Origin of the sequence: Candidatus Methylopumilus planktonicus (assembly GCF_006364715.1) — a bacterium.
Taxonomy (GTDB): Bacteria; Pseudomonadota; Gammaproteobacteria; order Burkholderiales; family Methylophilaceae; genus Methylopumilus; species Methylopumilus planktonicus_A.
In genome coordinates, this window is sequence record NZ_CP040984.1 from 809,307 (window position 1) to 821,684 (window position 12,378).

The 12,378-nt window shown below is 38.6% G+C and carries 12 protein-coding genes and 1 other RNA gene; 7 read left to right on the forward strand and 6 right to left on the reverse strand.

The features are described from left to right. Nucleotide 1 precedes the first annotated feature (1 nt). The 4 genes from FIT63_RS04280 to FIT63_RS04295 form a co-directional block, all read right to left on the reverse strand. Nucleotides 2–1,687 carry a type I secretion system permease/ATPase gene (locus FIT63_RS04280; RefSeq protein ID WP_140006709.1) on the reverse strand — a complete coding sequence of 562 codons (1,686 nt, stop codon included), beginning with the start codon at nucleotides 1,685–1,687 and terminating at the stop codon, nucleotides 2–4. 112 nt (nucleotides 1,688–1,799) lie between these two features. After that, on the reverse strand, nucleotides 1,800–2,855 hold the full coding sequence (locus FIT63_RS04285) for a hypothetical protein (protein WP_140006710.1): 1,056 nt from the start codon (nucleotides 2,853–2,855) through the stop codon (nucleotides 1,800–1,802). A gap of 3 nt (nucleotides 2,856–2,858) precedes the next feature. Continuing rightward, nucleotides 2,859–3,113 (reverse strand): acyl carrier protein, encoded by a 255-nt coding sequence (locus FIT63_RS04290; RefSeq protein WP_140006711.1) that lies wholly within the window; start codon nucleotides 3,111–3,113, stop codon nucleotides 2,859–2,861. Nucleotides 3,114–3,119: 6 nt separating this feature from the next. After that, nucleotides 3,120–4,148, reverse strand: coding sequence for a hypothetical protein (locus FIT63_RS04295; protein ID WP_140006712.1), 1,029 nt, complete (start codon nucleotides 4,146–4,148; stop codon nucleotides 3,120–3,122). A gap of 88 nt (nucleotides 4,149–4,236) precedes the next feature. Here FIT63_RS04295 and FIT63_RS04300 point away from each other — a divergent pair, with 88 nt between their 5' ends. Together FIT63_RS04300 and FIT63_RS04305 are read left to right on the forward strand one after the other, a co-directional pair. Next, on the forward strand, nucleotides 4,237–5,271 hold the full coding sequence (locus FIT63_RS04300; protein WP_140006713.1) for a calcium-binding protein: 1,035 nt from the start codon (nucleotides 4,237–4,239) through the stop codon (nucleotides 5,269–5,271). Between the two features lie 296 nt (nucleotides 5,272–5,567). Then, nucleotides 5,568–6,764 carry a glycosyltransferase gene (locus FIT63_RS04305; protein WP_140006714.1) on the forward strand — a complete coding sequence of 399 codons (1,197 nt, stop codon included), beginning with the start codon at nucleotides 5,568–5,570 and terminating at the stop codon, nucleotides 6,762–6,764. Between the two features lie 312 nt (nucleotides 6,765–7,076). Here the strand turns inward: FIT63_RS04305 and ssrA are convergent. Continuing rightward, nucleotides 7,077–7,439: a transfer-messenger RNA gene (ssrA, locus tag FIT63_RS04310) on the reverse strand. A 19-nt stretch (nucleotides 7,440–7,458) separates the two neighbouring features. Beyond that, nucleotides 7,459–7,911, reverse strand: a complete 453-nt coding sequence (gene smpB / locus FIT63_RS04315) for an SsrA-binding protein SmpB (protein ID WP_140006715.1) — start codon at nucleotides 7,909–7,911, stop codon at nucleotides 7,459–7,461. A gap of 53 nt (nucleotides 7,912–7,964) precedes the next feature. Here smpB and FIT63_RS04320 point away from each other — a divergent pair, with 53 nt between their 5' ends. The 5 genes from FIT63_RS04320 (at nucleotide 7,965) to FIT63_RS04340 (ending at nucleotide 12,373) form a co-directional block, all read left to right on the forward strand. Next, complete coding sequence (locus tag FIT63_RS04320) at nucleotides 7,965–8,399, forward strand: type II toxin-antitoxin system RatA family toxin (protein WP_140006716.1); 435 nt, start codon at nucleotides 7,965–7,967, stop codon at nucleotides 8,397–8,399. Between the two features lie 21 nt (nucleotides 8,400–8,420). Then, nucleotides 8,421–8,732, forward strand: coding sequence for an RnfH family protein (locus FIT63_RS04325; protein ID WP_140006717.1), 312 nt, complete (start codon nucleotides 8,421–8,423; stop codon nucleotides 8,730–8,732). Nucleotides 8,733–8,800: 68 nt separating this feature from the next. After that, nucleotides 8,801–10,261, forward strand: coding sequence for an IMP dehydrogenase (guaB, locus tag FIT63_RS04330; RefSeq protein ID WP_140006718.1), 1,461 nt, complete (start codon nucleotides 8,801–8,803; stop codon nucleotides 10,259–10,261). Nucleotides 10,262–10,312: 51 nt separating this feature from the next. Next, the gene (guaA, locus tag FIT63_RS04335) at nucleotides 10,313–11,872 is read left to right on the forward strand and encodes a glutamine-hydrolyzing GMP synthase (RefSeq protein ID WP_140006719.1); all 1,560 of its coding nucleotides are present in this window, start codon (nucleotides 10,313–10,315) and stop codon (nucleotides 11,870–11,872) included. A gap of 3 nt (nucleotides 11,873–11,875) precedes the next feature. Continuing rightward, nucleotides 11,876–12,373, forward strand: a complete 498-nt coding sequence (locus FIT63_RS04340; protein ID WP_140006720.1) for a GreA/GreB family elongation factor — start codon at nucleotides 11,876–11,878, stop codon at nucleotides 12,371–12,373. Nucleotides 12,374–12,378 lie beyond the last annotated feature (5 nt).

Consider the following 12,378-nt stretch of genomic DNA (forward strand, 5'->3'; position numbering starts at 1 on the left):
TTTAAGTGTTTAGTTTTTTTAATACTTCTTCTTTGGGTCCAAACATCACCTGCTGACCATCTTTAAGAAGAAGCATCTTGTTACATAAATTTAAAATCGTGGTGCGATGCGCCACGATGACGATTGTTTTACCTTGCGCTGCAAGAGCCGTGATGGCATCAGAAAAAGCTTTGTCACCATCACCATCGAGATTGGAATTAGGTTCATCTAAAAATAAATACTGAGGGTTTTGATAAATGGCACGAGCTAGACCTATTCTTTGCTGCTGGCCTAGGGATAAATGAGAGCCATTCACACCCACCAAGGTTTCATAGCCATCCGGAAATTGCATGATCATGTCATGGCAGCCAGCCATTTTAGAGGCCTCGACAACTTTGCCATCATCAACCTCATTGAATCTTGCAATATTTTCTTTAACGCTTCCTGTAAAAAGCATCAGCTGTTGAGGAAGATAGCCCATATGTTCATTATAAAAATTACTAGATAGCGCTTTAATATCTGAACCATCAAATTTAGTCATGCCGCCTGTAGGTTCTAGAATACCTAACATCAGTTTGAGCAATGTGGACTTACCGCCCCCGCTGGGACCCACCACCGCTAACACATCACCGCGTGCAATTTTAAATTTTGCACCTTTTATAATGGGTCGTGGGGGTTGGCCAATATGGTAGTAAAGATTATCGACAAGTAATTCACCATCAATGTCAGCATAAATAGCCTCTTTACTCACTTTTTTATTGTCTGTCATCGAAGGCAAACTGGATAGAAGTCTAAACGAGGCAAACGCTTCTTGAATGGTTTTCCAGCCTGAAGATATGGCCTCAATGGGACCGAGCGCTCTAGATAACATAATAGAATTCGCAATGATAGCCCCACTCGACATCTCTTCTTTTAATACCAAGTAAGCACCCACTGACAACATTAGTACTTGAACAAAGAGCCTAAACCATTTGGTGATGGAAGAGAAAAATGAGGCTATGGAAAAATGATCAGTCAGCTTTTCATTTAAGTCAGCTACCTGACTCACCCACTTTGCTTGCACCTGAGGAAGCATACCCAAGCCCACCATCGCATCTGCATTGATCACTGCATTATCGAGATAGGAGCGAATCTCACCATTTGTTTTTAAAAAAGCTTCGGATTGTTGTTTCGTCACTTTGTAGTTGATGAAGGCAATCACAATCATAAGGAAGGTGGATATCGTTGCAGTCAGCCCCAAGATAGGATGAAAAAAATAAATGACAAGAAGGTAGATCGGTACCCAGGGTAAGTCTATAAGAGCGCTCATGTAGGGTGTTGTGATAAAGGCTTTAAATGTGCTCGCAAGATTCCATAAATTTAAACTGCGATTTTGTTTTTTTTGAGACTCCTGCAGAATGGATAAGGAAAACACATCTTCTTGAATAGACTTTTCAAAAGATAGGCTTAACCCAAAAAATAAACGTCCGCGAATAGATTCGAAGATGGCCTGAAAAACAAGCGCAAAAATCACAGCGCCCGTAATCACAACCAGCGTTTCTACATGACCACTGGTCAGAACCCTGTCATAGACCTGGAGCATATGAAGCGGCACCACAAAAGCAATCGTATTCACAAAAATGCTTACCAAAAAGATATGTACAAAGAATCTTTTGTGTTTCAGCACAAAAGTCATCGCGTGGTTATGGGGTGAAGAAGGAGCACTCATGAAGTAAGTTAATAAGTTATGCTTTGATATAGAAAAATGTTAATGAATGATCTCTATTGTAAGTCAAATTAGTGTTGATCACACGGGCATATAATGCAAAAAAATCATAAACTTAGGCAATAAAAGATGACTCTTCTTCCTCTATGAGCCAACTTAGAAGAGATTGCAATTTATCCTCTAAAAAAGCTGCGCTAAATGAGCCATGTGTTTTGGAATCCACCCAGGCTTTTTTTGTGAGGAAACCTTTGCGTTGATACATGGCCTCAAGGTCTTGGTCCGTTTTATCTTGTTTAGAAAAAACAGTAAGAATATTTTCTAGGGGATAGTCATCGATACTAGGTACCTCATCTACCCATTTATTTGACCCCCTATTTATTTTTGCTCCAGAAAAATTAAGTACGCGCTTTAATTTGAGTAATTTAGCCATTTCACAAATTCTAAAACCACCAAATGAAACGCCCAGTCCATAAGCAGTTTTTAAATGATGTGTTTGCAAGACTTTTAAAATAGGTTCGATAGCCTTGTTGAAATCATGATCATGAAATACTTCGGATGTATCAAGATACTTATTATTCTTAATATACATAAGCGCAACCCCAAGCTTGGAGAGAATAAAATGCGCTATAGGTCGCGGCATATTTAAAGTATTTGAAATGGTCCCGAATATAATAATGACCTTCTCTATCTTTTTTGATTGCTCAGGCATCCATAGGTAAATATCAGGATTACAAGTATGAAAAATGAGTTCGTCTTTAGGCGGGATATCGAAATTCATTTTACTTATAACCTCAATATACTGAGGGGTGAGACCAGGCTTAAAAAAAGATAGATGATGTTGCATGTGCTTTAAGTAGCTGGAAGGGCCGAGTCGCAATAATAAAATGATTGTTTTTTGAAGATCTCTTCTATTAATATCTTGATGATCACGGAGGGCATTAAAAGTTTGCCATAAAAAATCGATATCTTTAAATCTCGTGTTACTTTTTTTATATGCCTTTTGCCAAAGAGCTAAATAAATATCAAATAATTTAAATAATTTTTTTAATTTCCAAATCGTGACTTTAGAAGTATTTTTAACACGAGGATTAAAGCTATAGGTATTTAAATTTCCATTGGGCTCTACGCCATAGAGGTGGTGTGAGGATTGTGGAAGTAAGGAGTCTTTCAAGAATCATTGCCTTGATGTCAAAATATCATCTATGAGATCAGTAATTTTTGATTGGGAACTTATCTTTTCAAGATCAAATTGTAATTCGTACTCAAGATCAAGCGCTAAGTTAATATCCAGAAGTTCCATGGAGTCAATACCCAGCTCCGCTAATGTTTTTTGATGAACATCTTCATAGGTCAAACGGATAGCAAGTACCTTATTAAAGGTCTCGATCACTTCATCTTTTGTTGGGTAGGATTGATTTGTTGAATTCATATTTTTTTATTTAGCTTCAAGAATAAGTGCTCTTGTAAATTTTACTTGATCAAGCAAAAATTCGGCATGGTGAATCTTCCAAAAATCTAGGAGTGCTTTCATCACGATACTCGATATTTTTCTTCCTGGACATTTGTGTGGTCCACTTCCAAAAGCCATAGACTGAGTAGAAATTTCAGCTTGATCTCTTGATGCTTCATTAATCATTGATAGTGCTATGAAAAAATTCTGTCCTTTTTTTATTTTAAGCTTATCTATACTGATATCACTTAATGCTTTGCGTCCAATGACAGAAATAGGGGATGCTTTAGAAAATAATAAATCGTCATCCCAAATATTTTTTTCTGGGGCCATAGTAAGTGCATAAGTAACTGCAGATCTTAATGCTTGAGTTCCCATGAAAGATAGTGTTGCGAAAACCCAGGCTTCGTTTAGATCCCTTCCTTTTTCGTATAGTTTATTTTCTAAAAATAAAATAAGATTAGTCAGTCTTTTTTCATTAGATGCAAGTGATGTTTTTTTTGGGCTGATTTTTAATACATCATCTGGAAAATCAGGAATCTCAGCTGCAGATATGTCTAGCTCTCTTGAAATAATTTCTGTAAAAAAAGATCGAACAAAATTTTCCGCAAAACTCACTGGGTTAATCTTTTTATCATGATGCTTCATAAAAAAATGACTCACAAAAGCATCAGCCCATTTGTTTTCATCTTTCTCTATAAGCTTATATATGGGCATCAATGAAGCTTTTGCTCGAAAATGGTTTGCACCATTAAGTAATAGTGGTGTCTTGATGAAAAAATGACTAAGGTAAGGTAAGTCGCTTGAATTTAAGGCGCTCGCTGACTTAAAGAAATCTAGCAAATCAATAGGCACAAGCACATCTGACTTGAGGATTTTTTTAGCTAAGCCCTGTTCGAAAATTAATATAGCAGGGAGATCTTCATCGTCTAAAGAAAACCAGCCCTCCTTTACGTTTGTAAGAGGGAGGGGTTGGTTAACGATGCTGTAGAGACGAAGTAATGTGAGTTGCATAAATCAAAGTCTCAATTTTTTTACCTTAAAAATCTTTATTGGTGTAGAGTAAGTCGTGGCCATAATAAATTATAACGTTCAAGTTGACATGAGCACTCCATATTTTTGGTATGGGGTTGTGGATTACGCCACCTCATCAGCCATTAGCATTTCATCAGGTTCTTATTCGGGTATTTATTCTGGATCATTTAAATATAGCAAAACTGGAGCCGTTTCAGGGAAGCTTAATAGCTACGAAGAAACATACAATGGCGTTTCGCTTGGAACAGGCCAAAATCTCAATTTTAATGCAGCAACGGCCTATAAGTACATTCAAATTTTAGGTGATGCTCAAGCATTCACTGCATTACTTCTTAAAGGTAATGATACCATCTACGGTTCTGGTTATAGCGACACCCTTCTTGGCTATCAAGGCAACGACGCTCTCTATGGTTATGACGGGAATGACGTGATTTACGGCGGTGTTGGCAATGACACAATCTATGGTGGTGATGACAATGATGAGTTGTTGGGTGATGCTGGAAACGATTTGATTTATGCTGGTAGTGGCGAAAATTACATCTATGGCGGTGATGGCAATGACACAATCTATGGTGGTGATGGCAATGATGAGTTGTTGGGTGATGCTGGAAACGATTTGATTTATGCTGGTAGTGGCGAAAATTACATCTATGGCGGTGATGGCAATGATAAAATTTATGGTGAAGATGGCGAAAACTGGCTCATAGGGGGTAATGGTAATGACACAATCATTGGCGGATCTTTGGGAAATTATCTTGTAGGTGGATTAGGCAAAGATACCATTACGGGGGGGTCAAACCCAGACCTATTTATTTTTTCTTATGCGGCTAGTAGCTCAAATATGGATACTATTCGCGACTTTCAGGGTGAAGCAGATGGAATATATTTAAATCCGCTTGTTTTTACAAGTCTCTCCGACCTTCACGAAGAAAATTTTATTAATGGGCCTAAAGCTCTAGATGGAAATGATTATTTAATTTTCACGAAAAATACGCTTTATTACGATAGTGATGGTTATGGATCTAATAAAATGCAAGCAATTGCATATTTTCCAGGCCTAACATCTTTGGATTTTGATAACCTAACTACAGTCTTTATATAATTATTCGCGTTGGTGGTCAATACCACGCAAGCTAAAACCTCAGTTGGATTGACTTGAAAATTTGTGGGGCAGCACAAAAAGGTAATGTCATGTTTTCCCGAATTTAATCAATAAGTTGTGGATTTTCACAACCCCTCTTACCCACAAAACTATCCACAAAAAACTTAAATAGATATCAACTGTATAATTAATTGAATACTACAAATTTCTTCTTCAATTTTTCGCTCTCAATTTTATAGTGCTCTATTTTTTTCAATTCAAAATAATTGTTTCATTTAAATGCAAAAGGCTAACATTTGAGTAACATAATTTTTTCATGGGAAATGGGAAGTAACTCTGGTCACATATCTGAAATATTGCCGTTAGCTAAGACATTAAAAAATCAGGGGCATACTGTCAATCTTCTTTTCAGAGAAATACACGGTATCAATCTTTCTGATTTAGATAATATTCGCGTATTTCAATCGCCTATTTGGCTAGCCAATGTTTCTGGGCTAGCTAAACCGCCTATTAGTTTTGCTGAAATTCTGCTTCGATTCGGTTATCACGATAAAACTTATCTTATAAAAATGATTGAGGTTTGGTGCAATACACTTAAGTTATTTAATCCTGACTTACTGATTGCCAATTTCTCTCCGACAGCAATTTTAGCCGCAAGAATATTAAACTTACCCGTAATGACTATTGGTACGGGTTTTTATACACCACCATCAATCAATCCATTACCAAGCATAAGGCCATGGTTGCAAAATGATAATCAAAGATTATTAAATTCGGATATTAGGGTAACCAAGACAATTAATAGCGCTATCAGTTCTTATGGTGCTGAACCGATTGCAAGCCTAGCCGACTTATTTAAGGTTCACAAAAACTTCTTTTTTACTTACCCTGAGCTAGACCACTATCACAATAGAGCAATTAACAATATAGATGAGTTTATTGGTCCGATATTTGATATGTCCCGGGGGCCTGAGGTCAGTTGGACTTATAACTCAAATGTAAAAGTTTTTGTGTATTTGCGACCAAATTTCCGTGATTGTGAGTTAGTAATTAGAGCGCTACAACAACTAGACTATGCAGTTATTGCTGTCATTCCAGGACTTTCTCAATCCGCAAAAGAAAAGCTTCATGGTAAAAATATTAATATTTATACTGAATCTATTCAATTAAGGAGCATTGTTAATGAATGTGATTTGGCTATAGGTTATGGTGGACATGGATTTACTTCCGCTATGTTGCTATCCAATGTCCCGCAATTAATTTTCCCAACCAACATTGAGCAATTTTTGCTTGCACAACGCATTGAAAATCTTGGGGCTTGTGAAGTGGTCAATACTGAAGCACATACGCCGAACTACTATGACTTAATTAAAAATTTGATAACAAAAAAATCGTTAAAAAGCTCGTGCATCCAATATGCAAAACGTTATCCCAAATACAATCAAGATAACCAATTAAATAAGATTAAAAATTACATAGAGTTAAATATTTAATATAGTTAAATACTATCCTTCAAAATAGTACTATTTACCTGAGCTTTAGATGGGTATTTACTTTGGAGCTTTTTTAGGTATGAACAAAAATCATCGCATAATTCTTAATCAGGAAATGGGATTAAACCAGGAGGCTTTTGAAATAACAAGATCGCACTTTAACCCTACTCCCTCCGTTAAAAAAGCACCAAAAATAAGCTCAATGTCTCTGGCAATTCTCCTTGCTTTGGGAGGTGCATCTTTGCCGTTAGTTGCTCGTTGCAATTAAGGTTATAAGTAATGAATAAAATCAATAATTAAAGTAAATATTAATGGTGGAGCTGGGGGGAATCGAACCCCCGTCCGTAAGTACTCTACAGAAAGTTCTACATGTTTAGCTATCGTTGTTTTTGTTTAACGGTTCAATCACCAACGAGCAAGCAATTTCGCCGCGAGTCACCTTAGTTTAATTATTAGTTAAGTGACCCAACCAATAACGAGTCTCTCTTTATGACGCTGCTGTGGTTGCCCACCCGACCGAGAGACACTTCGGTGCAGCGTCCAGCTGGATTAAGCAGCTAGAGCGTAAGTTTCGTCGTTTGCGACTATACTTGTTTCTAGATGGATTTACGAGGTAACTAGGCCTCGACATGCCCTCACCTGCTTTGCAACCCACGTCGAAACCGGGTCAGCCCCAAAGCAAGATCTCATTATACTACTTCTTGTTAGCCGCCCGTATGATTCTTGCCTTATCCCGCTCCCAGTCGCGTTCTTTTTCAGCGTTTCGCTTGTCGTATTGTTTTTTGCCTTTTGCCAAACCTATTTCAATTTTGATACGCCCACCCTTAAAGTGCATATCAATGGGTACTAAGGTGTACCCTGAACGCTCTACCTTACCGATGAGCTTTGCAATTTCTTCACTATGAAGTAAAAGTTTTCGGGTGCGGATCGCATCGGGACGAATGTGGGTTGAAGCAGCACCCATCGGTGTAATGTGGCAACCGATAAGATAAATCTCGCCCCTTTGAATAATGACGTAGGCTTCTTTTATGTTCGTGCGATTGTCACGAATGGCTTTGACTTCCCAGCCTTCCAATACGATACCGGCTTCATATTTTGCTTCGATGAAGTAGTCGTGAAAAGCTTTTTTGTTTTGAACAATGCTCATGGAAACTAACTAATCCTTTAAAATATGTATTTTACGCTAAATCAATTTATCCCATGCCTGATGTCAAAAAAAATGTGATTGTGAATCACTCGGTGGACCTGATGTTTAACCTTGTCGATCGCATTGAAGACTACCCCTTATTTTTACCCTGGTGTGGGGGCTCAGAAGTATTGGAACGAAATACTGAAATCACAAAAGCCTCTATTCATATTAAATACAGCGGAGTAAATCAAAGCTTCACCACACAAAACACAAAACACTATCCTGATCGCATTGATTTAAAATTAATCGATGGGCCTTTTAAAGTTTTGGAAGGTTATTGGATATTCCATAAAATTAATGAAGAAGCCTGCAGCATCGAATTTCATTTACATTACGAATTTGCAAATTTCATTTTAGATAAATTGATCTCGCCTATTTTCGGCCAAATCGCGAATACGTTTGTGGATGGATTTGTGACACAAGCTGATAAAATATATACAAAATAACTAAAGATTAAAGAGTGTTTTATGCCAAACGAAATTTTGATTGAAGTAGCCTACGCGCTGCCAAAAAAGCAGCTCATTATTCCTGTCAAAGTGAAAAAAGGGATTACAGCAGCAGAAGCGATTCAACTTTCAGGGATTGTTAAAAAATTCCCTGAAATTGATTTGAGTGTTAATCAAATTGGCATTTTTGGAAAACTCACACAATTGGATCACATCATGCGTGAACGGGATCGTATCGAAATCTATCGCCCTCTTATTGCTGACCCGAAAGAGATTAGACGTCAACGTGCGGCCGAAGGTAAGGTCATGAAAAAAGGTGGGGATAGCGCTTAAAACCCACGATTTCTTAGCCATAACGAGACTTTTTCTGTATAATTTCGTTTTGCGCAAAGGATCAAAAGATGCGTTTAATACAACAAGCACTCACTTTCGATGACGTGCTCCTCGTTCCAGCTCATTCCACAGTGTTGCCGCGTGAAGTGAATTTAACCACGCAACTCACCCGAAAAATCAAACTTCATATTCCTATTGTATCGGCTGCGATGGATACAGTGACTGAGTCACGTTTGGCCATAGCATTAGCCCAAGAAGGTGGACTCGGTATCATTCATAAAAATATGACGCCACAGGAACAGGCTTACCAAGTGTCCCGTGTGAAGCGTTTCGAGTCTGGTGTGGTGAATGATCCCATTACGATTGAACCTAATATGTCAGTCCGAGATGTCATGAACCTTACAGCACTTCATAAAATTTCAGGGTTACCTGTGATCGATGGTGGCAAGATTGTCGGTATCGTGACTAACCGAGATTTACGTTTTGAAACGAATCTCGATCAGCCTATTAAAAATATCATGACGCCGCGTGATCGATTGGTCACTGTGAAAGAAGGTGAATCCAAAGAAGAAGTGATTCGTTTACTTCATCACCATCGCTTAGAACGTGTTTTAGTGATCGATAAAAATGATGCGTTAAAAGGTTTAATTACGGTTAAAGATATCCAAAAATCATCCGACCATCCTTATGCATGTAAAGACGATAAAGGTCGACTTTGCGCAGGTGCCGCTGTCGGTGTGGGTGAAGGTACTGGAGAGCGTGTTGAATTATTAGCAAATGCTGGTGTTGATGTGATTGTGGTGGATACAGCGCACGGTCACGCGCAAGGGGTGATTGATCGCGTCACATGGGTTAAAAAACATTTCCCACATATCGAAGTGATCGGCGGCAATATTGCAACTGCTGATGCTGCAAAAGCACTAGTGGATGCGGGAGCTGATGGCGTAAAAGTAGGTATCGGTCCAGGCTCAATTTGCACCACACGGATTGTGGCAGGTGTCGGCATTCCACAAATTACTGCGATTAGTAATGTCGCTGAAGCATTAAGTAAACTTAATATTCCATTCATTGGTGATGGTGGTATTAGATTCTCAGGAGATGTCGCAAAAGCGATTGCTGCAGGTGCTAACTCTGTGATGTTAGGTTCGATGTTTGCAGGCACTGAAGAAGCACCAGGTGAGGTTGAACTCTTCCAAGGTAGATCTTATAAATCCTATCGCGGCATGGGTTCTATTGGTGCGATGCAAAAAGGATCGTCTGATCGTTACTTCCAAGACTCTGAAAACAATGCAGATAAATTAGTACCCGAAGGTATTGAAGGACGTGTCCCTTATAAAGGGAGTGTGATTAGTGTGATTCATCAATTGATGGGTGGGCTTCGTGCTTCCATGGGTTATGTTGGCGCAAGAAACATCGATGAGATGCGTAATAAAGCGAATTTTGTGCAAATCACAAGTGCAGGTATGCGCGAATCCCATGTGCATGATGTGCAGATCACTAAAGAGGCTCCCAATTACCGTGTTGATTAATTTAAATCTATCAACCAAAAAGCCTCCGACCAAGGAGGCTTTTTAAATCCTATGGATAAAATTCTTATACTCGACTTTGGCTCCCAATACACACAACTCATCGCACGTCGTGTGCGAGAGATGCATGTCTATTCGGAACTTTATTCGCATGACATGAATGAAGAAGACATCAAAGCATTTAATCCAAAAGGTATTATTTTGTCAGGCGGGCCTAATTCAGTTTATGAATCAGATACACCTATCGCACCTCCGATCGTTTTTGATCTTGGCGTTCCTGTCTTAGGTATTTGTTATGGCATGCAAACGATGGCAGCGCAACTCGGCGGTAAAGTTGAAAATGCAAATACGCGTGAATTTGGATACGCTGAAATTAGAGCGCATAACCACTCACCTCTTCTAGAAAACATTCAAGATAAAACGAATCCAGAAGGTCACGGACTTCTTGATGTGTGGATGAGTCATGGCGATAAAGTCACAGAACTACCACCGCAATTTAAAGTGATTGCAAGTAATGCATCCACGCCAATTGCTGGCATGATGTATGAATCAAAAAAATTCTATGGGGTGCAATTCCATCCTGAAGTCACACACACTAAAAAAGGTTTTAACATTCTCAAACAATTTGTAAATAAAATTTGTGAATGTAAATCAAGCTGGACGATGCCTAATTATATTGAAACAGCAGTGAAACATATTCAAGACACTGTAAAAGATGATGAAGTGATATTGGGCTTATCAGGGGGTGTTGATTCGTCCGTTGCCGCAGCCCTCATTCATAAAGCGATTGGGAAAAAACTCACATGCGTATTTGTAGATAACGGTTTGCTTCGTCTAAATGAAGCCACACAAGTCATGAAAACATTTCATGATAACTTAGGCGTTAAGGTCATCCATGTGGATGCATCACATAAATTTTTGAACGATTTAAAAGGTGTAACGGATCCAGAACAAAAACGAAAAATTATCGGTCGTGAGTTCGTAGAAGTTTTTCAGAATGAAGCTAAAAAAATTCCAAAAGCGAAATGGTTAGCTCAAGGCACGATCTATCCTGATGTCATTGAATCAGCATCTGCTAAAACTAAAAAAGCACATACGATTAAGAGTCATCATAACGTCGGTGGTTTACCTGAAACGCTCAATTTAAAACTCTTAGAACCTTTGCGTGAACTTTTTAAAGATGAAGTACGTGAATTAGGCATTGCATTAGGCCTTCCTAAAACCATGGTCTATCGTCATCCTTTCCCCGGCCCTGGTTTAGGTGTGCGTATTTTAGGTGAAGTGAAATCAGAATTTGCAGACTTACTTCGTCGTGCTGATGCCATCTTTATAGAAGAACTTATCCATTCGGGTTGGTATGAAAAAACTTCTCAAGCCTTTGCGGTATTTTTACCGGTGAAATCAGTAGGTGTGATGGGGGATGGTAGAACGTATGAATATGTTGTGGCTCTGAGAGCCGTTGTCACATCAGACTTTATGACTGCCCACTGGGCAGAATTACCTTATGACCTTTTGGGTAAAGTATCCAATCGTATTATTAATGAGGTCCGAGGTATTAATCGCGTCGTCTATGATATTTCTGGCAAACCACCTGCAACGATTGAGTGGGAATAATTAATGAGTCGCGCATTTGTTAAAGAAAATGATTTGGAACATGCGGGGATTGATATTCCTGAGAGACCATTAAGTGATGAGCCTAACTATGTCACGCCTAATGGACTTAAACTTCTTAATACACAAATTGATGCGCTTGAAATTGAGCGTGAAGAATTAAAGAATAAAAAAGATGATCCTATCGCTAAACAAAAAATTGCCATCGTAGAGCGAGATATGCGTTATTATGCAGCGCGGATTGAGTCAGCCATTCTGACAGCTCCTTCAGAAGAAGATCATTCAATGGTATTGTTTGGTGCCAAAGTTACTGTGGAAGATGAAGAAGGCAAATTAAGTACTTACGAGATTGTGGGTGAAGATGAATCAGATATTCATCAAGGCAAGGTGAGTTATTTGTCCCCTCTTGCTGAAGCACTTATTGGTGCAAAATTGAATGATGAAGTGACTTGGGAAAAACCGATAGGTGACAGCTATCTCACGATACAAAAAATAGAATATTAATTTTA